This is a genomic window from Sinorhizobium sp. B11, assembly GCA_039725955.1.
Classification (GTDB): Bacteria; Pseudomonadota; Alphaproteobacteria; order Rhizobiales; family Rhizobiaceae; genus Rhizobium.
The window spans coordinates 2,348,457-2,369,608 of sequence record CP091034.1 but is presented as its reverse complement, the minus strand read 5'-3'; the positions used below and the strand labels follow the sequence as shown (position 1 = coordinate 2,369,608).

Genomic DNA, 21,152 nt, shown 5'->3' with positions numbered 1-21,152 from the left:
TCGCTTTGATCGCAGATTGACAGACCATCATTCCTTGTTCCCGCGTGATCGACATATTCATCCTGATATAACGCCGTTGTATACGGCGGGATATCATGCTAGCGGTCGGCTCCATCCTTGAGGACCCATGCCCATGATCGCCCGTCTCGCTTTCGTTGCGAAAATCGCCATTTCTATCAGTGGTTTATTGCTGTCTGCCCCCGCCTGGGCCGACCGTCTGGTTACCGATCAGATCGGCCGACAGGTGCACATCCCTGACGTCGTCAGCCGTGTCGTCATCCTGCAGCACCAGACGCTCAATATCGCCGTGCAGATGGATGCGATGGACAAGGTGGTCGGTGTACTCGACGAGTGGAAGAAGCAGCTCGGCGCCAATTATGTGCGTCTCGCACCACAGCTTCCGAACCTTGCCATGCCGGGTGGCCTCACCAAGGTCAATATCGAGGAGTTGCTGAAGCTGAAGCCGGATGTGGTGTTCGTCACCAACTATGCGCCGGCCGACATGGTCAAGCAGATCGAGGATGCCGGCCTCGCGGTCGTCGCCATTTCGCTGCTCGACGTGCCGCCGGCCGAAGCCGTCAAGCTCAATCCGAGCGTCAAGGACGAGCCGGCCGCGATCGACGCTGGTTTCGCGACCGGCGTGCGGCTGATCGCCGACGTGCTTGACCGCAAGGAAAAGGGCGAGGAGATGATCGCGGTCACCAAGAAGACCCGCAAGCTCGTTGCCGACCGGCTCGCCGACATCCCGGAAGACAAGCGCGTCGCCACCTACATGGCCAATCCGGACCTCTCCACCTATGGCCGCGGCAAATATACCGGCCTGATGATGGAGCGCGCCGGCGCCCGCAACGTTGCGAACTCGATCGCCGGTTTCAAGCAGGTGTCGATGGAAGACGTCCTGACATGGAACCCGGCCGTCATCTTCGTCCAGGAGCGTTATCCGGCCGTCGTCGACGAGATCAAGAAGGGTGCTTCCTGGCAGACGATCGATGCCGTCAAGAACGGCAAGGTCTACCTGATGCCGGAATATGCCAAGGCCTGGGGCTACCCGATGCCGGAAGCGATGGCGCTCGGTGAACTCTGGATGGCGAAGGAGCTTTATCCCGAGCGCTTCAAGGATATCGACATGCAGAAGGAAGCAGATGCCTATTACAAGGAGTTCTACCGCACCGACTATCGCCCTGCGCAATGAATGACGACGTCTTGCCGCGACGCCCGCCATCGGTGATCATCGCCATACTGGCGGTCACTCTGGCGCTCGTCGCGGTCGCTTCCCTTGGCATAGGCCGTTACGACATTCCGTTCGCACGGGTAATCCAGATCCTCTGGGCGCCGATTTCCCCGCCGGACGTGCCGGTAACCCCGACGGAGGCGAACGTCGTCTTCACGGTGCGCATGCCGCGCATCCTTCTGGCGCTTCTGGCCGGCGCGGGTCTCGCACTTTCCGGCGCCACGATGCAGGGCGTGTTCCGCAATCCGCTCGTGGGGCCGCAGGTGATGGGCGTCTCCTCGGGTGCTGCCTTCGGTGGTGTGCTCGCCATCCTCTTTGGCTTTCCGCGTTACGGGCTGCTTGGCTCGGCTTTCGTCTTCGGGCTTTCGGCCCTGGTTCTGGTCTATGCGCTGAACGGCATCGTCGCGCGCCGCAACATCCTGGCGCTGGTACTGGCCGGTGTCGTCGTCACCGGCTTCTTCGGTGCGCTCGTCAGCCTCGTCCAGTATCTGGCCGATACGGAGGACAAGCTGCCGGCCATGGTCTTCTGGCTGCTCGGCAGTTTCGCCACCGCCAACTGGGAAAAGTTCCTGCTGATCGCCGCACCCGTTCTGATCTGCAGCTTTCTGCTGCTCGGCCTGCGCTGGCGCATCAATCTGCTCTCCATCGGCGACGAGGATGCCCGCGCCCTCGGCGTCAATGTCGAGCCGCTCCGCTGGCTGATCCTGATCCTCGTCTCCTGCATCGTATCGGCGCAGGTGGCCGTCAGCGGCGCTATCGGCTGGGTCGGGCTGGTCGTGCCGCATATGGCGCGCATGCTGGTCGGCCCCGATCACCGGGTGATGATGCCGGCCTCGTTGATGACAGGCGCGCTTTACCTGCTGATAATCGATACCGTCGCCCGCACTGCCACAGCCACTGAAATCCCGCTCGGCATCCTGACCGCGCTGATCGGCACGCCGGTCTTCGCGCTGGTGTTGAAGCAGACCCAGAGAGGCGCACGTGGATTCTGATCCGGTCATGCTGCGCATCGAGGCCGTCAGCCAGTCCTATGACGGCGAGCACTGGCAGTTCCGCGATCTCGATTTCGACCTGAGGGCAGGTGAGATCACCGCTATCCTGGGGCCGAACGGCCGCGGCAAATCGACATTGCTGCGGGTTTTGGCAGGACTTCTGAAGCCAACCTCCGGCCGGGTGGAACTCAATCAGGGCACCGGCTTCGTACCGCAGGAATTCATCGGCTCCTTTCCCTATTCGGTACTGGATGTGGTGCTGATGGGCCGCGCCCGGCATATCGCAGTTTTCCAGACGCCGCGAAAGCGCGATGTGGAAAAGGCGATGGCGGCACTCAGCGCCACCGGCATGGCCGACTACGCGTCGCGCAATATCGAGGCTTTGTCCGGTGGCGAGCGTCAACTCGTGCTGATTGCCCGCGCGCTTGCGGGTGAGAATGCGGTTCTGTTGCTCGACGAGCCGGCTTCCGCGCTCGACCTGAAAAATCAGGATGTCGTGCTCTCCCTGCTCAGCGAATTGGCCGACCGTGAAAAGCTCGCCATTGCCTTTACCACCCATCAGCCCAACCACGCGGTCGCCGTGGCTGACAAGGTGCTGCTCATGCTGCCGCAGACGAGAACCGTCTTCGGCGCAACCGGAGAGGTGATGACGGAAGCCTATCTGGAAGCGCTTTACGGCATTCCGATCCTGTCGGCACGCCTCGGCAGCGGTGAGCGTGAAGAAACCGCTTTCGTACCGCTCTTCCGGCAAAGAGACCGAAAAGGAGAACGTCGATGACCCAATCCGTGAAGGTGCTCTCCGCTGGCAGCATGCGGCATGCATTTCCTGCCATCATCGGCGCTTTCGGGCAGATGACGGGTATCGGGATTTCGCTGTCACTTGGACCTGCCGGCCTGCTGCGCGAACGGATCGAGGCGGGCGAGGCATTCCATCTTTTTGCTTCGGCCAATATGGCGCATCCGCGACGTCTCGCTTCCCTCGGCATCACCGAACAGCCCGTCTGCTTCGCGCGCAATCGGCTTTGCGTGATCGCACGCGCCGATCTCGGCCTCGCGACGGAGAATTTTCTCGACATCCTCTCAGATCCCCAGGTGAAGATCGGCACATCGACGCCAGGCGACGATCCTTCCGGGGACTATGCTTTCGAGGTTTTCGACCTCGTGGAGGCGCAGCATCCAGGCATGGGCGTCGCGCTGAAAGCCCGCGCGCGGCAACTGGTCGGCGGCCGCAATTCGCCGCCGACACCGCCCGGCAAGGGCGGCGGCTATCTGATCACTGACGGCGAAGCCGACCTTTTCCTGAGCTATTATTCCAACGCCCGGCTGCTGGAGGCCGATCCAGCTTTCCGCGTCGTGGAAATCCCGGCGGAATTCTCTCCCAAGGTCGAATATGGTTTGGGGCTGTGCAAGGGCGCTCCGGACGATGCGAGAGAACTGCGGGATTTTCTCCTGTCCGATCAAGGGCAGGAGATCTTGAAAGAAGCAGGCTTTTCGCGGGTCGGCTAGATTTTGCGGATGCAATCCTCATGTGCCTGGCCGTTCGGCGGATCGCAACCATGCGCGATAGCCGAAACCCCGCCATCGAGCTCCCTCGCAAAACTTGGCCGATCCAGAACATTTGTTGGCAGCTTCGCGAAATCCGGCTTCGGCGCGGAATGCTAGGCTCGTCTCACTTGCTTCACTCTCGAAAGGCCGTTGCCCGTGCTTCTGGATCGTTCCCGCCTGCCTGTCGTCTTCATCCGCACCGAGGCTAATGCCGAAACTCCCATCAATGATCAGATCGAGGCTCTCCTGGAGGAGCGGCGGCCTTTCGTGCTCGTCACGGATCACGCACCCGACGATCATGACGAGGACACGCAGGAGGAACGCAAGGAGCGGGCGCTGTTTTTCAAGAAGATCAAGGACCGGATGAGGGCCTATTGCCGCGGCATGATCGTCATCGACGGCGGCAGGCCGATGTCGCCTGCCATCAAGATCGCGGCGGTCACGGCCGGAAAGGCCTTCGGCTTCGCGATCGTCTTTGCGGCAGATGAAAAGGAGGCGGAACGCAAGGGGGGCAGCCTGCTCGGCAGCAGAGACGATGCCTGGTTACTCTGAATCCGGCTTCTGTGATAGGTCACGCGCCGTCGGCCAAGTTCGCTCATGGGGATCGGCAATGGATATTCCGGATAGATTTGACCCCGCGCGGATCGACGATGTGTCGTGGCCGGCCTTCAGCTTCATCACCGAGACGACATTCGTCGGCGAGTCCGAACCTCATCGCCACCAGAAGGCACAGCTGCTCTACGTGATCAGCGGGGTGCTGACGATGAGGGCGGCCGGCGGCGTCTGGACGGTGCCGCCGAATTGCGCGCTGTGGATTCCGGGCGGCACCGCCCATAGCGGGCGCGTCTGCGGCCATGTCAGGATCGGCAATCTCTATGTCGACGCCAAACTGACCGACGGACTGCAGGACGAGTGCGGCATTCTCTTCGTCCAGCCTTTCCTGCGCGAGCTGATCTTTCGGCTGGAGCCGCGCCCGGATGGTCCGGATATCGCGCCCGAACGGCTTAACCGTCTGGTGGGGGTGCTTCTCGATGAACTGCGCGCCGCGCCGCTCGAGCCCATCCATCTGCCGATGCCCGCCGACCGCAGGCTGCAGCGGCTCGCCGAGGCGATGGTCGCCGAGCCCGGCCTGCGCTTCACCATAGACGAATGGGGCGCGCGGGTCGGCGCCAGCAACCGCACGCTCAGCCGCCTGTTCCAGCGGGAGACGGGCATGTCCTTCCTGCGCTGGCGCCAGCAGCTGCATATCGGCGTGGCGCTTCAGCGGCTGGCGGCCGGGCAGCTCGTGACCGTGATCGCCGGCGATCTCGGCTATGAAAGCGTCAGCGCCTTCATCGCCATGTTCCGCCGCATGCTCGGAACGACGCCGACGCGCTATTTCAGCGACCAGATGCCGGCGAGCCAGCACAGGCTGGAAATCACGGCGGACTGGCGCACGGAGCCGGGCGAGCGCGACGGCGGGGATGTTGCCAAGGGGTCGGCATCCAATCTGGTACCGTTCAGGCGGGAGCCGAATTGATATTTCCTGGCGCGGCCTAGAACAGCAGATCCACATTGTCATGAGACCGGGTGAGGGGCCGGCCTTCCAGGAAACGGCAAGGACCGGGGCCGGCTGCCGTTGCCTGCAGCACCGAGACATCGCCTGAAGGGCTGATGTGAAGCGCCGACAGGATATTCGTTGCAAAGGCGCCGGTATCGATGGCAATCCGGTTCGGGAAGATCTCGACGCGTTCGCTCGCGGTGATCGTGTGCCCGTGAACGACGATCTTGCCAAATGAAGCGCTGGCATTCAGGAACTCGCCGCGTATCCACATCAGCGCCTGCGCCTCCTGTTCGGCCAGGGCAATGCCGGGCTTCAGGCCGGCATGGACGAGGATGTGGTGGTCGAGCTCGACATAGCGCACGGCATCGCGCAGGCATTGCAGGCGTTCGTCTCCGAACCGGCTCCGGATTTCCTCGGCAGTGATGCTTGCCTCAAGGGGCAGGCCGAAGGAGAGCATCGTCTCGCTGCCTCCGAGGTCTCGCCAGTGGCTGACAAGATCTGCCCGCGCGACCGGGTCCGTCTCGTCGAGGATCAGAAGCGGGATGGCGTCATGGTTGCCGCATATCAGTTTCGAGCCCGGCCTGTCGCGCAGCGTCCGGATGACGAGATCCAGCGCCCTGCGGCTCTCCGGCCCGCGATCCATGATGTCGCCGAGGAAGACGATCCGGTAATCGATCCCCTCGTCACGCGCCTTGCCGGCAATGCCTGAGAGCATCTCCTCCAGCAGGTCGGCGCGACCGTGGATATCGCCGATGGCGAATGTGTGCAGGGAAGCGTTCCCGGTCATCGATGGCTGGCTCCGTTATGGCATTTGGTATGGCATTGTTCGTGAGCCGCGCCAAGCTGAGACCGGGGGAAGGTGGATGATACAGGGCGCGGCGGCCGAAATAGATTTGCGCCGATGTTTGCGGGCGACTGTGGCTCGGAAAAGACCCCGCCCCAAACCCCTCCCCACAAGGGGGAGGGGCTTAACTTGCGGCTGCCTTTTTCCTTCACATCTTTAGCGTCTCGGGAGAGAAACGCCGCGCTCAGGGCCAGTCCCTCCCGCTTGTGGGGAGGGGTTTTCTTTCGGGCTGCAGAGCGGACAGAAAGTGCCGTTGGCTCGCCGGGGCCGAACGCCGAAGCAATCCGCTCACGAGGGTTTTCCGGCCCTCTTGACCAGCCGCCACCGGCCTTGCCCGATCGCCTGGCGATTGGCGATCTTTTCGGGCGCAGTGCCGGTCAGCACGGCTTTTATGTCGTCGCGCATCTGCGGGAAGACCCGGTAATATTGATGGTTTTGCGGCTCCGATGCAGAAAGGATGGCGCTGACGTCGACGGCCGATACCTTGTCGCTGATGGTGCCCATATTGTCGGGGCCGTCGGCGCCGAGGCGCGGGCCGTTGAATTTCGTGCCGCTGCTGAGCGTGCTCAGGATCCAGTCCTTCTCGGAATAGTAGACGGTGATCGACCGGCAGATCCGGGGCAGGAACTTGAACTTCGCGGGATCGTCGAAGGCGTCGGCATCCTCGTCGGCGGCGGCGAGGATCACCTTGTCGAAATAGCGGCGGAGCGGCGATGACGGTGCGCCGTCGAGCGAGGTCATGGCGTTGACGGCCGAAAGCGTCGGGGAGGCGGGTTCGGGCAGTTTCATCAGCGCCTGCAGCGCGTTGCGCATCACATAATTGCCCATGCTGTGGCAGATCAGGTGGATGGCCTGGTCGCAGCGCTCCTCCTCGCTGAGCTTGTCGACGAAATCGCTGAGGCGGCGCAGGGTTCTGGCGATCGCGATGCCGGATGCCGCCGCCGTCTTGCGGTCATGGGCATAATCGCCGAATGGCGTAGGAATGGGCAGGAGCGAGGCGAGCGACGGCCAGGAGAAGACGAACATGTTGACGTCGAGCCCGTAGAAGGCGCTGAGCCACCCGGCGCGCTCGATGGAATCGACGAAACTGTTGCTGAAACCATGGATGAAGGCGATCGTCGGCTTGTTGTCGGCCTTCATCGAGGCGCGGATGGCATCGAAGATCGTGTCGCTGCCAAGCGTCGGCGCCTCGCCCTCGGCGAAGAGAAGCTGCTGGCTGGCCACGGCAAGCGAGCCTGGCACCATCACATTCGTCTTCCTCGACAGATTGACGTCGACCTTGGCGCTGCCATAGCGCACATCGATGCCGCTGGTCGGGCCGAGCTCCGTGCCGAAACCGATGATGCGCTGATGCTGCGGATCGGTGGGATCGAGCAGCGGCTGGCGATTGGTTGCGAAGTAAACCGTCTTGATCATGATCTTCTTCGCCTCTCGACGGCGCGACCGTGCGGCTCTCGTTGCATGATGAACGCGATAGCAAGCGGACAGTAAATCCTGCCACGACTGGCGTATTAATTACGCCGATCCGTGTGGATTTGCAGTATTCAATTTTTCTTTGAATATTTCCTCAAGAATTAGCTAATGCATTCTAGTGAGGATTGCAACAGGAATCAGGTTATCCCGGAGGCCGTCCGGGAATTCATGTTGTTCCGGCATGATCCATATGAAGAACCTCTGACGATCCACCAACTGATCTGACTTGGAGCGAATGACTGCTTTCGGCTCCTTTGCGGACACTCCAATGACCGGAGTTTCGCGCGCGGCGTCCAGAGCTGGCTCGACTGGCAGGATAGACGTCGATGAGGATTAGCGCTGCGTTACCGCTTGAGCGGGACAGACGCTGCAACTCCTCTCGAGCTTTTCCAAAGCGCCAGCACCGGCCCAGCTTTCAAAGCCATATGCCTTGACGCGTTGTCTGATGAGGCAGCAGTCGGCGCGACCGGCCAAGGCCGGCTCAAGCGGATAATCGGTCCAGAACCTTTCGGCAGGCTTCCAGTAGCCCAGAACATCGAGCAGCGACACGCCGAAATAATATTCGTCTGCGAAGGAGTCCCCGTAACCAGGATTGTGCCGATAGGTGCCGTCCGGGTTCAGAGTGTTTTCGAATGACCAAAGCAACATCTGGCGGATTTCATCGCGGGCCGTCCTGCGCTCCTCCTCGCTCATGTGGGGCCAGCCGAACTTGAAGATTGAGGCGACATCATAGAGGTTGTGGTTGGTAAACTTCCCACCGCTGCGCCACCCGAAGGGATAGGGATCGTCCTTGATGGCAAGCGTCGTCCTGATGATCTGCGGCCAATGATCCACTTCGCCCTTGCTGTATCGCACGACATGAAATGTTATGCTGAGATCGGTGGTCTTGCGTATCTTGCCATCGATGACGTACCAGGCTCCCCAATAGCCAGTTGCGGTATCCTGTGAGCCGTGGATAAAAAACCATGCAGCCTCGCGTGCTTCATCCCAGTCTATGCTTTCGTCGAGCGCTACGTAGCCGGAAAGTATATCCTGGAGATCACGCTTGTAGGCTGCCGTCGAGTAACTCGTCATCAAGCTGCTTAGCTCGCCACGGTTGTCGATGCCGGTGTTTTCGATGTCCGAGATCAGCAGGCTCTGCAGATAGTTGATGAGTTCACGGCCGGTGCGCAGCCTCGGGCGCAAACGATAGTGAGGGGGTTCCCCCTGGCTTGTGAGAAGGCCGATCGCCGTTGCCGTCGCGCCTACTCGCATGAACCATTGATCGTAGCAAAGTCCCCAGAAGCCATCGACCGGCGATTGCTCGCTGGCAAAGTTCTGGTCTTTATCCTGTAAGCTCCGCTCGATGCGCTCCAGCTTATCCTCCAGCGCATTCCAGTTTGCCGTGTAGCCGAGCAGCCACTTTGCCTCGAGATACAGTTGCTCCGAGCATTGCAGAGTATTGCCCGCAGCTTGTTCGGCAGCGATCCCGGCCGCGAGCGCTTCGAGGCGCTCCGCATAGTGCTGACGCCGTTCTCGATAATTGGGGTCAAACGCCTCGAACTCGCGAACAATAATGTCTCGCATGCCGCCCTGGTCCGCGAGCGCGACTGAGGGGAAGCCGTAGAAAATTGCGACGACCCCCGAAAGCGCCAGCAGCATCTGCCGAAACCCTGCAGCAATGCGGCGACTCCACAGCGCATGTGCCATTGTCTCCTCCACATTCGCCAAGTGGTCCCGTTGCGCTACGACGACGGCTAGCCGCTTGGCTTTCGCGGAACTCCCACGCGTAGCTGTGCCAGATTTGCGTTCGATGACGTTAAGGGGAGATTATACTTCCAGCCCATGAAAAGAGGAAGATTTTACGACGGCGGGTGCAAAGCTCCCCGAGGATATGGAGAAGTGAGTTGACGGCGAATGCAGCCGATATTCGCGAGGTCGCAAGATCGCGCAAAGCAGACGCCGTTAACCCCCCATATCACCCTCACACCAGCGACCGCCTCGCCACCTCGATCACTTTCTGCGTCAGGCCCGCAAGCCGGTCCGCGGCGAGCCGGCTGATCTGCCAAAAGATCGAAGGCGACTGTCACTGACTGGCGATATCACTTTTGCCTGAGCGCATCGAGAACGACTCTGAACGCTGCGGACGACTGCCGACGGCTCGGATAGTAAAGATGATACCCTGGGTAAGACGGGCACCAGTCGGCGAGAACCTGAACCAGGTGCCCGGCCTCAATGTCAGGTAACGCCAAGCCGTCGGGTACGAATCCGAAACCGTAACCGCTGATGGCGGCGTTCAAAATCTGCCTGATACCGTTGCATATGACCTGGCCATCCACTCGAACTCTCAATTCCTCCCCGTCCTTTTCGAACTCCCAGGCGTAGGTTCCGCCATGGGTCGGAAGCCGGAGGTTGATGCATTGATGTGACGTGAGTTCCTGTGGTCTCATCGGAGTGCCCCGCTCTTCGATGTACGCTGGACTGGCGATCACGATCATCCGTTGATAGGGGCTGATGCACACCGAGATCATGCCTTGGGACACGATCTCCCCAAGCCTGACGCCCGCGTCAAACCGCTCGGCCACAATGTCAGTCAGCCCGTAGTCGACGATGAACTCGACCTTGATGTCGGGATATCGCCGCAGGACTCTATCGAGTTTTGGCCAGAGAACCGTGTCGATGGCGTAGTCCTCAGCGGTGATGCGGATCGTACCAGCGGGTTTTTCTCCAAGTTCGGTGATTGAAAAAAGTTCGCCTTCGATCTCCTCGAACCGAGGAGCGATCACGTTCAACAGTCGCTCACCCTCGGCCGTAGGCGACACGCTGCGAGTGGTGCGGGTGAGAAGACGGAGCCCAAGGCGAGATTCGAGCGCCCGTATCGTATGGCTGAGACCCGATTGCGACATGCCCAGCTGCGCGGCGGCTTTCGTGAAGCTTCGCTCCCGGGCAACGACAATAAAGGCCAGGAGATCATTTACATTCGCGCGCAGCATCCATCTACTCCATCGATTGGATCGACCACAGATACGGCCTGGGCCGCGCAACATCATCTCCGATTATTGCTCCTCAAGAATAAGTGATAGCAGTCGGTATGTCTTAGAATACGCAAACAGCGGCTTTGCGCGATCGACGCTCCCCTTTTCCTTAAGTTCGGTGCGTTTCTGAGCTGTTGATGACGGTTTTCCCACGTCCCCGATTAATGCATGGGACACATAAGCGCTTGCGAATTGCGGCCGATAATCACTCAGGTCCAGCCAGCTTATATTCCTCCTGCAACCATCAGACGGCAAAGGAGAATGACAATGGACAATGGATCTGTTGAATCGAACGACCGGCAGTCAACGGTCGGCATCGGTCGGCGTGAGCTTCTCAAGTTGGCCGGAGCAGGAACTGCCGCGGCAGGCGTGATCTCGCTCGCTGCCAGCCCTGCGTTCGCCCAGTATGCCGGGGTCTGGGACAAGACTTTCAAGCAAAGCGATCGCGTGGAGCACCGCAAGGTCTCGTATGTCAACCGCCTCGGCATCAGTCTCGTCGCGGACATGTATGTCCCGAAGAACCTTGACGCCTCGCGACGCCAACCCGCGCTGATCGTCGGCCATCCCTACGGCGGTGTCAAAGAGCAGACGGCCGGGCTGTATGCGCAGACGATGGCTGAGCGCGGGTTCATCACCATCGCACACGATGCCTCGTACAATGGCGAAAGCGGCGGCCAGCCGCACTTCATCTCTTCGCCGGAAGCCGTTGTCGAAGACTTCAGTGCGGGTGTCGACTTCCTGGGTCTCGACCCACGCGTCGATCGGAATCGTATTGGCGTCATCGGCGTTTGTGCCAGCGGCGGTTTTGCACTTGCAGCCGCTCAGATCGATCCGCGCATGAAGGCGGTCGCCACCGTCAGCATGTACGACATGGGCGGCGCGAAATGGGCCTGGAAGGGCGTGGAACTGACGGACGATGCCCGGATCGAAATGCTGACAAAAATCGGCGAACAACGCTGGGCCGAAGCGGCGGGTGCTCAGAAGCAATACGGCGCACTGCCGGAAAACCTGACATCCGAGACGGACGCGATCACGCGGGAGTTCTTCGATTATTACCGGACGCCCCGCGGCGCTCACCCGCGCGCGACGACCGCCATGAACGTTTCGGGTGACCCATCCTACCTGCACTTCCGGCCGTTCGACCATGTCGACATGATCTCGCCTCGGCCTGTTCTTCTGATCGCAGGCGAGTACGCCCATTCGCGCTTCTTCAGCGAACAGGCGATTGCGAAGGCTGCTGAACCCAGGGAGTTGTTCATCGTTCCCGGCGCTGGTCACGTTGACCTCTACGACAAAGTCGACCTGATCCCGTGGGACAAGCTCGAGTCCTTCTTCGATCAGCACCTGTCAGCCTAGTGGACGACGCCGAATTCTCATCGGAACAGTGAGTGAATGCTATGAACATCTCTTTCGAAAACAAGGTCGCTTTGGTCACGGGTGCAGCTTCCGGCATGGGACTGGCGGCTGCGAAGGCCTTTGCGGAGGCCGGAGCGGCGGTCGCGCTTGCCGACGTCAATGAGAGCGCCGTGCGCGTTGCGGCTGACTCCCTGACCTCTTCAGGACATCGCGCTATCGCCATTCAGTGCGACGTAGCCGACATGGAACAGGTTGCTGCCATGGTCGAGAAGACGGTAGCGGAATTCGGCCGCCTTGATGCCGCTTTCAACAATGCTGGAGTCCAGAGTCCCGTCGCCGAGACCGCTGACGCAGACCCCAAGGACTACGACTTCGTCATGGGGGTCAATCTGCGGGGGGTGTGGAACTGCATGAAGTATGAGTTGCTGCAGATGCGCAAGCAGGGGTCGGGTGCAATCGTGAACAACTCCTCTCTTGGAGGCCTGGTAGGGATTGCAGAACGGGGCATCTATCATGCCTCAAAACATGGCGTGGTCGGTCTGACCAAAAGCGCGGGGCTTGAATACGCCGCCAAGGGAATCCGGATCAACGCCATCTGCCCAGGCATCATCGAGACGCCCATGGTCACAGGAATGCTTGAGACTCAGCCGGAAGCGATGGATGCGTTGATGCAAGTCGTTCCAATGAACCGGCTCGGTGGAGCGGAAGAGATCGCCGACGCCGTGCTCTGGCTTTGCAGCGACGCGGCGAGCTACATCATCGGACACGCTTTGCCTGTTGATGGCGGCTACACCGTTCAGTAGCCCGCCCGATCAATCCTCATGATGATCAGCACGTTTGATGTAAGTCTGTCTCGGGCATCGTGCTGATCATCTGTTCTTTTTGCGATGACCACGCAAAACAGACGCCGTTAACCCCCCCACATCACCCTCACACCAGCGACCGCCTCGCCACCTCGATCACCGTCCGCGTCAGGCCCGCAAGCCGGTCCGCGGCGAGCCGGCTGATCTGCCAGTAGAGGACGACATCGAGAGGCGTGTCCGGAATCAACTCGACGAGGCGGCCGGCCTTGATGTGGGCCTGCGTCAACTGGGTCGGGTTCATGCCCCAGCCCATGCCGAGAAGGGCGGCATCGAGAAAGCCCTGCGTGGCCGGCAGCCAGTGGGTCGGCACGTTGACGTCGGTCTTGAGCGTGCGGCGGATCCATTGCGCCTGCAGGCGGTCCTTCTGGTTGAAGGTGAAGGAAGGGGCGCGGGCTAGTGCTTCCGGGGTGACGCCGTCGGGAAAATAGCGGCGCACGAATTCGGGGCTGGCGGCGGCGTGGTAACGCAGCGCGCCGAGCGAGTAGCGGCGGCAGCCGGCGACCGGTTTTTCCATGCTGGTGACGGCGGCGATGACGCGGCCGCGCTCCAGCCATTCGGCTGTGTGGTCCTGATCCTCGATGGAGATGTTGAGGAGGTAGTTCGAGCTTTTCGAGAAATCGGCCATCGCCTCCAGAAACCAGGCGCCGAGGCTGTCGGCGCTGGTGGCGATCTGCAGCGTGACGCGCTGTTCGGGATTGTCGCGGTCGCTCAGCGCCGGCAGGTGCTCCAGCAATTCGCTTTCGAGCATGCCGACATTTTCCATGTGGCGGCAGAGCCAGTCGCCCTTTTCCGTTGCCGTGCACGGCGTTGCGCGCACCACGAGGGCAGCACCAACGCGCTCTTCCAGCTGCTTGATGCGCTGGGAGACGGCAGAGGGCGTGACGTTCAGGATGGCGGCGGCCCTTTCGAAGCTGCCGGTCTGGACCACGGCAAGCAGGACACGAAGGGCAGGATAATCGATCATGGGTAAGCTGCGCTTAATTGACGTAAGGATGATTAATTAGCCTAATCCGATCGATCGGTCTACGGAGCGTTGCAACAACGCGACGGAACTCTCTGATATCATGGACATCTCGACCTATTTCACCGGCATGGCCGCCGGCCTCAGCCTGATCGTGGCGATCGGCGCGCAGAATGCCTTCATCCTGCGCCAGGGCTTGCGCAACGAATATGTCTTTGCCGTCTGCCTTGCCTGCGCGCTTTCGGATGCGATCCTGATCGTCATCGGCGTCACCAGCCTGGCGCAGGTGGTGAAGCTCATGCCCTTTCTCGATCCGGTCATGCGTTATGGCGGGGCGGCGTTCCTCATCTGGTATGGGGCAAAAAGCCTCTATTCGGCGGTCTGGTCTTCGGGCACGCTGCAGGTTGCAAACGGGGCGGGGGCAAGCTTCGGCAAGACCATGGCCATGTGCCTGGCGCTGACCTGGCTCAATCCGCATGTCTATCTCGATACGGTGATCCTGCTCGGCACGATCTCGACGCGTTTTGCCGGCCATCAGGCCGCCTTTGCCGCAGGGGCGGTGAGCAGCTCCTTCCTGTTCTTTTTTTCGCTGGGATATGGTGCGGCCTGGCTTCGTCCCATCTTTTCACGGCCGGTTTCCTGGCGCATTCTCGAGACCATCATCGCTTGCGTGATGTGGCTGATCGCGTTCAAGCTCCTGAACGGCATGTGACGGCTGCATGCGCCTCAATCACGACCTTGGGAAACCGGAATGAACGTCGATCCGCATCACCTTGCCCTAGTCTTCACCGCCTATATCATCGCCGCAGCCAGCCCCGGTCCCAGCAATATGCGCATCATGGGTGTCGCCATGCATCAGGGGCGCCAGTCGGCGCTGATGATTGCCGCAGGCGTCGTCAGCGGCTCGCTCTTCTGGGGCTCGATGGCGGCAACAGGGGTTTCGGCCGTTCTGGCGCAATATGCGCAGGCGCTCGTTGTCCTGAAGATAGCCGGCGGGCTTTACCTCATGTTCCTCGCCTACAAGGCCGGCAAATCCGCCATGACCTCGGATGAGAAGCAGGGCAGGCCGCTCGATGCCATCAAGCCGGCCTCGGGCTTCAGCCTTTATCGCCGCGGCCTGCTGATGCACCTGACCAACCCGAAGGCGCTGCTCGGCTGGATCGCGACCATGACGCTTGGTCTCGGCCCGGGCGCGACGCCGGCGACCGTCGCCGTCATCCTCGCGGGCTGCGCCATTCTCAGCATCACCATCTTCTGCGGTTATGCGCTGGTCTTCTCCACCGCGCCGATGATCCGCATGTATCGCCACGCGCGGCGCTGGATCGAGGGCACGCTGGCGCTCGTCTTCGGTGCCGCCGGCATGAAGCTCCTGCTGTCACGCGCATAAGAAGGAAATTCCCGATGCCGCTTTTCCATGGCCTTTCCGCCTTTCCGATCACGCCGGCCGATGCCTCGGGCATTGTCGATACCGGCGCGCTCGCCATGTTGCTCGGCCGCATTGAGGCCGCGGGCGCAGATTCCATCGGGTTGCTCGGCAGCACCGGCGCCTATGCCTTCCTGTCGCGCCAAGAGCGGCGCCGGGCGGTGGAGGCGGCCATGTCTGCCGTCGGCGGCAAGATCCCTGTCATCGTCGGTGTCGGCGCGCTCCGGACGGATGAGGCGCAGGCGCTCGCCAGGGATGCGCGGGAGCTTGGGGCGGATGGCCTGCTGCTCGCGCCGGTCTCCTATACGCCGCTCACCGACGACGAGGTCTACGAGCATTTTGCCGCTGTCGCCGATGCCGGGCAGCTGCCGCTCTGCATCTACAACAATCCGGGCACGACGAAATTCACCTTCAGCGCCGAGCTGATCGCCCGGCTTGCCAGGCTTGGCACCGTCCAGGCGGTGAAGATGCCGCTGCCTGCCAATGGCGATATTGCAGGCGAGATCAAAAGTCTCCGTGCGGTGACGCCAGATGGTTTCGCGCTCGGCTATAGCGGCGACTGGATTGCGGCGGATGCGCTGCTCGCAGGCGCCGATGGCTGGTACAGCGTGGTTGCGGGCCTGCTGCCCGCCGAGGCGCTGAAGCTGACGAGGGCCGCGCAGGCAGGTGACACCACGGAGGCGGGACGCATCAACGAGGCCTTCGCGCCGCTCTGGGCGCTGTTCAAGGAATTCGGCAGTTTCCGTGTCATGTATACGATTGCCGATCTCATCGGCCTCGGCCGGTTTTCGCCGCCGCGCCCGGTGCTCGGCCTTGCCGAGGCCGCACGCGGGCGGGTGCGCGAGGCGCTTCAAAGCCTTGGTGCCGCAGTCGGCCGGTAGAGCATTTCCGCTGCCGGAATTGCTCCGGCCAGCGGGAGTGGTCTCCACGACGCGGAGTCATAGCCACGGGCCGGGCCGCGGCTATGCCCGCAGGATTTTCTCCATCGCCTTTCCCCTGGCGAGCTCATCGACCAGCTTGTCCAGGTAGCGGATCTCCCGCATGGTCGGCTCCTCGATCTCTTCGACGCGCACGCCACAGACGACACCAGATATCAGCGACCGGGACGGGTTCATCGCCGGCGCCTGCGCAAAGAAATCCTCGAAGCTGGTTTTCTGCGCCAGTTCAGCGTCCAGGCTCTCCGGGCTGTGCCCCGTCAGCCAGCAGATGATCTCATCGACCTCGGCTTTGGTGCGGCCCTTCTTCTCGGCCTTGGCGACATAGTGAGGGTAAACGCTTGCGACGCTGACCGAATAGATACGATGCTTCGTCATGCCTCCTCCCTGATGGCGGGCATCTCGCGACAGCGCCGACAGCTTTGCCGTTGCGCGATCTTCTCAGACGCCATGATAGACGAGGCGCGTGAACAATTCAGGGGTGACGAGGAACTGCCCCCATTTCGCATCGAATTCGGCTGTCGGCTTTGCGGCAAGGACCTCGTCGATCGGCTTTCCGGCGGCTTTCAGTTTGGAGACGTTCCCGCGAATATCGACCAGCATCGTCCTGTACTCGGTGAGTTCCGATTTGTTGCTGACGGGATGGCCGTGACCGGGGATGACGATCGTGTCGTTGGCGACATTGGCCAGGATGTCCTCGACCGCCTTGATCATTCCGTCGATGCCGCCACCGGTCGAATAGTCGATGAACGGATAGATGCCGTACCAGTAGAGGTCTCCGGCATGGACGATGTTTGCTTCGCCGAAGGTGACGGAGATGTCGCCATCGGTGTGAGCATTCGGATGATGCTTCAGCATCAGGGTGGATTTGTCGAGCTTGAGGGACATCTCGTCGCCGACGGTTTCCGAAGGCACGGCAGCGAGCGGCGGTCGCGGGAATTCGTAATCCCAGTCTTCGACCCTCACGACCGACATCAGGTGTTTGCAGGTGTTTTCATGCGCCAGAATGGCCGCGCCCTCGGCGTTCAGCCATGCGTTTCCATCGGTGTGATCGAAATGCCAGTGCGTGTTGATGAGATGAGTGATCGGCTGTTTGCCAAGTCGGGCGAGGGCCTCGAGTACCCGCGGCCGGGAGGCGGTGATGCCGCCATCGATGAGAACCTTTCCGTCCGCGCCGGTCAGGACGGCGATGTTTCCGCCCGATCCTTCGAGGATCGATACGCCGGCCCTTGCCTTATGGACCTTGATCGGCTCCTTGGCGGCGGAGTCGCGGATTATATCGACGATGCCCTGAGCCTTCGCGAATACCTGTTTCGGGCTGAGCCAGCCTCCGGATGCGGCGAATGTCGAGGCGGCCACGCAGCAGAGACAAAAACCGCGACGGGAAAGTCTGAAATCCTGGGTCACTTGGCAGGTCCTTTCCGGAATGGCGGCGGCGCTTCAGGGTCAGGCTGAAGCCGCTTCCCCGCCTTGGTTGATGATTTCGGGATGTGTGGAGCCCATGCCGTAGAGCAGGCGATTGCGCAGTTTGCGCGTGCTGTTTTTCTTGATCAGTTTGATAGACGAAAAAGCGATGCCGGCGATGGGAACGATCTGGTCGTCATCGTCGCGTCCGGGAGCCGTAGACGGCCCATCAGATCGTTGTTCCCCTCGCATGACAGACCCCGGACGGAAGCTTTCAATGCAGTCGCGGGAATGTACAATATCAGAAAATTGCACGCAATCATCCGGCCGACCTTCACGGATACCGTTCTTCGGGTTGGCGGAACCCATGGCCGCTTGCGGTGATCCAGGCCGATATCGATCACCCTCGAATTTCGGTCGAGCCGAATCTTTATACGCCGGCCGCCACAAATCGCAGATGGAGATGACTCTTTTTGCCTCGTTGGAACGTCGTTGTTGCGACCGTCGTCGAACGGTCTGACCCGACCCGAATGAGGATGAGAGATGGATCTGGATGGAAAGCGAATTGTTGTTGTCGGCGGCAGCCGTGGTTTGGGGAGGGGGCTTGCCGAGGCATTCGTGGCGCGCGCGGGCGACGTCACGGTGGTTGCCCGGAACGTTACGGCCATGCAGGAGGCGGGCGAACAACCGGCCTTCACGGCCCTGTCGGCTGATGCAACCGATGTCGATGCGGCATGGCGCATCATGGAAGAGAGGCGACCCGATCTCGTCATCATGAATGCCGGTGCGGAACCGCCCATGGAGCGGATCGACCGGATCGGCTGGGAGGCATTCACCACCAACTGGAATGTGGACGTCAAGGCCGCGCTGCACTGGGTACAGGCTGCCCTGACCCTGCCGATGGCGCCGGGCGGGCTTGTCGTGCTGGTTTCCAGCGGAGCCGCCGTGCAGGGCTCGCCGCTGTCTGGCGGTTATGCGGGCGCCAAGCGCGCGCAGTGGTTCATTGCGAAATATGCCGAGGGCCTGTCGGCGCAGCTTGGCCTGGGCTTGCGCTTCCGGGTCATCGTTCCCCGGCAGATGTTTGCCGGAACCGGTGTCGGCGATACCGGCATCGGAGCCTATGCCGCGGCGGCGGGTCGGACATTTGCCGAGCAGGCGGCCACCTGGCCGGACATGACGCCGCGGGCTTTTGGCGATATGGTCGCCGACCTGATCGGCAGGACTGATCTCGCCGAGGCGATGGTCTACGCGGTGCGCGGGGATACGGGAGTGACGGTCATCGAATGACGGAAGACGCTGCCCTCAAGGACGAAGAGAGGAAAACTCTGCTCGCAGCACTCGCGAGCGAAGCGGATGCGCTTCGCCCCGAGCTGCATCGCTATGCGGCGCGTCTGGTGGGGTCCGTCATCGACGGCGAGGATGTGATCCAGGAGGCGTTTGCCAGGGCATTTGCGACGGCGGGCTCGATCCCGCCTGACACGCCGCTGCGCCCCTGGCTGTTTCGCGTCGTCCATAACAAGGCCATCGATACCCTGCGCCAGCGCAGTACGCGCCGGGCCGAGCCCCTCGAGACGGCATTCGATCTCGCCGACATCAGCGCCGTCGGCCCCGAGGATGCGCTGATCCGCCAGGACACGGTGCTGATAGCGCTTGGCCATTTTGCGGAATTGCCGGTGCCGCAACGCAGCGCGGTCATCCTCAAGGACGTGCTCGGAGAGTCGCTTGCGGATATCGCAGCGTTGCTGGAGCTGAGTGTCGATGCCGTCAAGGCGCATCTGTCGCGCGGCCGGGCGAGCTTGCGCGCCGTCTCCGACATGCGGCGCGACGTTGCGCCACCGCCCAGTCCGGAGGCCCTGAACTTTGCAGCGCTGTTCAACGCCCGGGATTGGGACGCCTTGCGCCGCCTGCTGGCCGACGATGTCCGGCTGCGTCAGGCGCGTCGGCCGGAAATCTCCGGTGCCGCCGATGTCGGCCGGTTCTTCACATATTATGCCGAATATCCGCCGGTCAGGATCGAGCCGGCCTGGCTGGAAGGCCGGGAAATATTGCTGGTATCGGCCGAAGCGTCCGGCGGTCCTTCCTATTTCATGCTGCTCGAATGGCAGGGGCAGAAGATAAGCCTGATCCGCGACCATCGCTATGCGACCTATGTCATCGAGGGTGCCGATGTCATGCCGGCAGCATAGTGGTGACCCGGAGCGATTGAGCGCTTTGCGGCGGTCGATGCCATGCCCCTGCCTATTGTGATGTGACGAGCGTTTCCGGCTTCAGATCATATGACCGCTGAACCAGGCCGGCACGCGTGCCGAGACCATCGGTTGTCGCCCGCGTCCACACCTGCAGCGACTGCTCGCGAACGCCGTCTGCGAGTTCCGGCGCAACGATGTTGCGGAAGAGCTGCGATTTGCCTGCGATCACGTCGGCAATGGCGTTGAACACGGTCGACGGCTCGAATTGTTCGAAGGGGAAGGCCAGCTTGTCGTAGTCGAACACGCGCTCTCCCGGGTCGTCGTTCCAGCTCTTCGGGGCCAGGAACCCGGCATCGTTGAAACCGGTGAGATAGGGGCCGGGGTTGATGACCGCCACCTCCACGCCGAATTCCTGAAGCTCCATGGCCATTGTCTCTGCAATTGCCTCGAGCGTGTGCTTGGAGGCACCATAGGCGCCGACGAACGGGCCTGAAAGGATGCCGACGACCGACGACATGAAGATGATCCTGCCGCTGCGCCGCGCTACCATCTTGCGCGCTATCCCCTGGGTGAGCTGCACCGGGCCGAAGACATTGACCTCGAACTGTCGCTGCATGTTTTCAGAGGGGATGTCGATGATGGCGCCGCCCTCGATAATGCCGGCGCCGTTGACAAGCACGTCGATGTCCCACGATGCGGCGCGCCTGCGATCGCCCTCATTGGTGACGTCGAGTTTTTCGATGCGCAGGGCGAGGCCGTGGTTCCTTGCCTGGATCTCCAGCGCGCGGAGCTGCGGATAGTTCTCGACGCAGGCAATCACCTCGTGACCGCGCCGCGCGAGCTCGATGGCCGCACCGTTGTTAAGGCCGCTGCCGGCACCTGTGATCATGATGGTGGTCATTGTTGCCTCCCGCAATGGATCAGTTGCCCGAGAGGGCCTTGGCGGCCATTTGGGCCACGTCCTCGTCCTGCTCGCCGTTGCCGCCGCTGGCGCCAACTGCGCCCACGACCTCTCCATCGATGCTAACTGGCATGCCGCCGGGAAAGATGATGGCGCGGCCGCCGAGGCCATTGGCAATGCCGTAAAAGTCTCCGTGGGGCTGGGCAATCGTGGCGATGAAGCTCGTTGCGAGGCGGGTGGAGATGGCGGTGTAGGCCTTGTTATAGGCCAGCGCGACGCTCGAAAGCGAGGCGCCATCCATGCGCGCCTGCGCGATGACGGTTCCACCGACATCGACAACGCAAATCGTGCTGGGCGAGCGGATCTCGGAGGCGCGGGCGATGCCGGCCCTGATGATTTGGTCCGCCTCGGCGAGACCGAGGCTCTTGAGGGTGATCATGGTCTTCTCCTATCGATATCGATTGGAATGGAAGATGAA

General features: G+C 61.7%; 23 protein-coding genes. 13 read left to right on the top strand and 10 right to left on the bottom strand.

What is annotated here, in order from left to right:
- Positions 1 to 133: 133 nt before the first annotated feature.
- From LVY75_21600 to LVY75_21575, 6 genes are all read left to right on the top strand, one after another.
- Positions 134 to 1,192 carry an ABC transporter substrate-binding protein gene (locus LVY75_21600; GenBank protein XAZ21425.1) on the top strand — a complete coding sequence of 353 codons (1,059 nt, stop codon included), beginning with the start codon at positions 134 to 136 and terminating at the stop codon, positions 1,190 to 1,192.
- Complete coding sequence (locus LVY75_21595; protein ID XAZ21424.1) at positions 1,189 to 2,223, top strand: iron ABC transporter permease; 1,035 nt, start codon at positions 1,189 to 1,191, stop codon at positions 2,221 to 2,223. The genes LVY75_21600 and LVY75_21595 overlap by 4 nt, the downstream gene beginning before the upstream one ends.
- A complete protein-coding gene (locus tag LVY75_21590; GenBank protein XAZ21423.1) occupies positions 2,213 to 3,001 on the top strand; it encodes an ABC transporter ATP-binding protein in 789 nt (262 codons plus the stop codon). Before LVY75_21595 ends, LVY75_21590 begins: the two co-directional genes overlap by 11 nt.
- On the top strand, positions 2,998 to 3,729 hold the full coding sequence (locus tag LVY75_21585; protein XAZ21422.1) for a molybdate ABC transporter substrate-binding protein: 732 nt from the start codon (positions 2,998 to 3,000) through the stop codon (positions 3,727 to 3,729). Before LVY75_21590 ends, LVY75_21585 begins: the two co-directional genes overlap by 4 nt.
- Positions 3,730 to 3,924: 195 nt before the next feature.
- Positions 3,925 to 4,320 carry a hypothetical protein gene (locus tag LVY75_21580; protein XAZ25795.1) on the top strand — a complete coding sequence of 132 codons (396 nt, stop codon included), beginning with the start codon at positions 3,925 to 3,927 and terminating at the stop codon, positions 4,318 to 4,320.
- A 58-nt stretch (positions 4,321 to 4,378) separates the two neighbouring features.
- Positions 4,379 to 5,287 (top strand): helix-turn-helix transcriptional regulator, encoded by a 909-nt coding sequence (locus tag LVY75_21575; GenBank protein XAZ21421.1) that lies wholly within the window; start codon positions 4,379 to 4,381, stop codon positions 5,285 to 5,287.
- A 16-nt stretch (positions 5,288 to 5,303) separates the two neighbouring features.
- On the opposite strand, the gene LVY75_21570 is transcribed toward LVY75_21575, so the two are convergent.
- The 4 genes from LVY75_21570 to LVY75_21555 form a co-directional block, all read right to left on the bottom strand.
- Positions 5,304 to 6,098, bottom strand: coding sequence for a metallophosphoesterase (locus tag LVY75_21570; GenBank protein XAZ21420.1), 795 nt, complete (start codon positions 6,096 to 6,098; stop codon positions 5,304 to 5,306).
- Between the two features lie 345 nt (positions 6,099 to 6,443).
- Entirely contained in the window at positions 6,444 to 7,571 is a 1,128-nt protein-coding gene (locus tag LVY75_21565) for an alpha/beta hydrolase (protein ID XAZ21419.1), read from the bottom strand.
- A 390-nt stretch (positions 7,572 to 7,961) separates the two neighbouring features.
- The gene (locus LVY75_21560) at positions 7,962 to 9,269 is read right to left on the bottom strand and encodes a hypothetical protein (GenBank protein ID XAZ21418.1); all 1,308 of its coding nucleotides are present in this window, start codon (positions 9,267 to 9,269) and stop codon (positions 7,962 to 7,964) included.
- Positions 9,270 to 9,709: 440 nt separating this feature from the next.
- The gene (locus tag LVY75_21555) at positions 9,710 to 10,600 is read right to left on the bottom strand and encodes a LysR family transcriptional regulator (protein ID XAZ21417.1); all 891 of its coding nucleotides are present in this window, start codon (positions 10,598 to 10,600) and stop codon (positions 9,710 to 9,712) included.
- 309 nt (positions 10,601 to 10,909) lie between these two features.
- Here LVY75_21555 and LVY75_21550 point away from each other — a divergent pair, with 309 nt between their 5' ends.
- Both LVY75_21550 and LVY75_21545 read left to right on the top strand, forming a co-directional pair.
- The gene (locus LVY75_21550; protein XAZ25794.1) at positions 10,910 to 11,998 is read left to right on the top strand and encodes an alpha/beta hydrolase; all 1,089 of its coding nucleotides are present in this window, start codon (positions 10,910 to 10,912) and stop codon (positions 11,996 to 11,998) included.
- 41 nt (positions 11,999 to 12,039) lie between these two features.
- Positions 12,040 to 12,801, top strand: a complete 762-nt coding sequence (locus tag LVY75_21545; protein ID XAZ21416.1) for an SDR family oxidoreductase — start codon at positions 12,040 to 12,042, stop codon at positions 12,799 to 12,801.
- A gap of 127 nt (positions 12,802 to 12,928) precedes the next feature.
- On the opposite strand, the gene LVY75_21540 is transcribed toward LVY75_21545, so the two are convergent.
- Complete coding sequence (locus LVY75_21540) at positions 12,929 to 13,825, bottom strand: LysR family transcriptional regulator ArgP (protein ID XAZ21415.1); 897 nt, start codon at positions 13,823 to 13,825, stop codon at positions 12,929 to 12,931.
- A gap of 100 nt (positions 13,826 to 13,925) precedes the next feature.
- Between LVY75_21540 and LVY75_21535 the strand changes: the two genes are divergently transcribed.
- Genes LVY75_21535 through LVY75_21525 form a run of 3 tightly spaced genes read left to right on the top strand, consistent with a single transcriptional unit; the run spans position 13,926 to position 16,126 of the window.
- A complete protein-coding gene (locus LVY75_21535; GenBank protein XAZ21414.1) occupies positions 13,926 to 14,534 on the top strand; it encodes a LysE/ArgO family amino acid transporter in 609 nt (202 codons plus the stop codon).
- Between the two features lie 39 nt (positions 14,535 to 14,573).
- Positions 14,574 to 15,209: a LysE family translocator gene (locus tag LVY75_21530; protein XAZ21413.1), complete on the top strand. Its 636-nt coding sequence runs from the start codon at positions 14,574 to 14,576 to the stop codon at positions 15,207 to 15,209.
- A 14-nt stretch (positions 15,210 to 15,223) separates the two neighbouring features.
- A complete protein-coding gene (locus LVY75_21525; protein XAZ21412.1) occupies positions 15,224 to 16,126 on the top strand; it encodes a dihydrodipicolinate synthase family protein in 903 nt (300 codons plus the stop codon).
- Between the two features lie 81 nt (positions 16,127 to 16,207).
- Here the strand turns inward: LVY75_21525 and LVY75_21520 are convergent, their stop codons facing one another.
- The 3 genes from LVY75_21520 to LVY75_21510 form a co-directional block, all read right to left on the bottom strand.
- Positions 16,208 to 16,558, bottom strand: a complete 351-nt coding sequence (locus LVY75_21520) for a DUF2200 domain-containing protein (GenBank protein ID XAZ21411.1) — start codon at positions 16,556 to 16,558, stop codon at positions 16,208 to 16,210.
- 63 nt (positions 16,559 to 16,621) lie between these two features.
- Positions 16,622 to 17,587 (bottom strand): MBL fold metallo-hydrolase, encoded by a 966-nt coding sequence (locus LVY75_21515; GenBank protein XAZ21410.1) that lies wholly within the window; start codon positions 17,585 to 17,587, stop codon positions 16,622 to 16,624.
- A 39-nt stretch (positions 17,588 to 17,626) separates the two neighbouring features.
- Entirely contained in the window at positions 17,627 to 17,953 is a 327-nt protein-coding gene (locus LVY75_21510) for a hypothetical protein (protein ID XAZ21409.1), read from the bottom strand.
- Positions 17,954 to 18,127: 174 nt separating this feature from the next.
- On the opposite strand from LVY75_21510, the gene LVY75_21505 reads away from it, so the two are divergent.
- Complete coding sequence (locus LVY75_21505; protein ID XAZ21408.1) at positions 18,128 to 18,871, top strand: SDR family NAD(P)-dependent oxidoreductase; 744 nt, start codon at positions 18,128 to 18,130, stop codon at positions 18,869 to 18,871.
- Positions 18,868 to 19,770 carry a sigma-70 family RNA polymerase sigma factor gene (locus LVY75_21500; GenBank protein ID XAZ21407.1) on the top strand — a complete coding sequence of 301 codons (903 nt, stop codon included), beginning with the start codon at positions 18,868 to 18,870 and terminating at the stop codon, positions 19,768 to 19,770. The genes LVY75_21505 and LVY75_21500 overlap by 4 nt, the downstream gene beginning before the upstream one ends.
- Before the next feature lie 52 nt (positions 19,771 to 19,822).
- Here LVY75_21500 and LVY75_21495 read toward each other — a convergent pair whose 3' ends face one another.
- Together LVY75_21495 and LVY75_21490 are read right to left on the bottom strand one after the other, a co-directional pair.
- Positions 19,823 to 20,674, bottom strand: a complete 852-nt coding sequence (locus LVY75_21495; GenBank protein ID XAZ21406.1) for an SDR family oxidoreductase — start codon at positions 20,672 to 20,674, stop codon at positions 19,823 to 19,825.
- A gap of 19 nt (positions 20,675 to 20,693) precedes the next feature.
- The gene (locus LVY75_21490; protein ID XAZ21405.1) at positions 20,694 to 21,113 is read right to left on the bottom strand and encodes a heme-binding protein; all 420 of its coding nucleotides are present in this window, start codon (positions 21,111 to 21,113) and stop codon (positions 20,694 to 20,696) included.
- Positions 21,114 to 21,152: the final 39 nt, after the last annotated feature.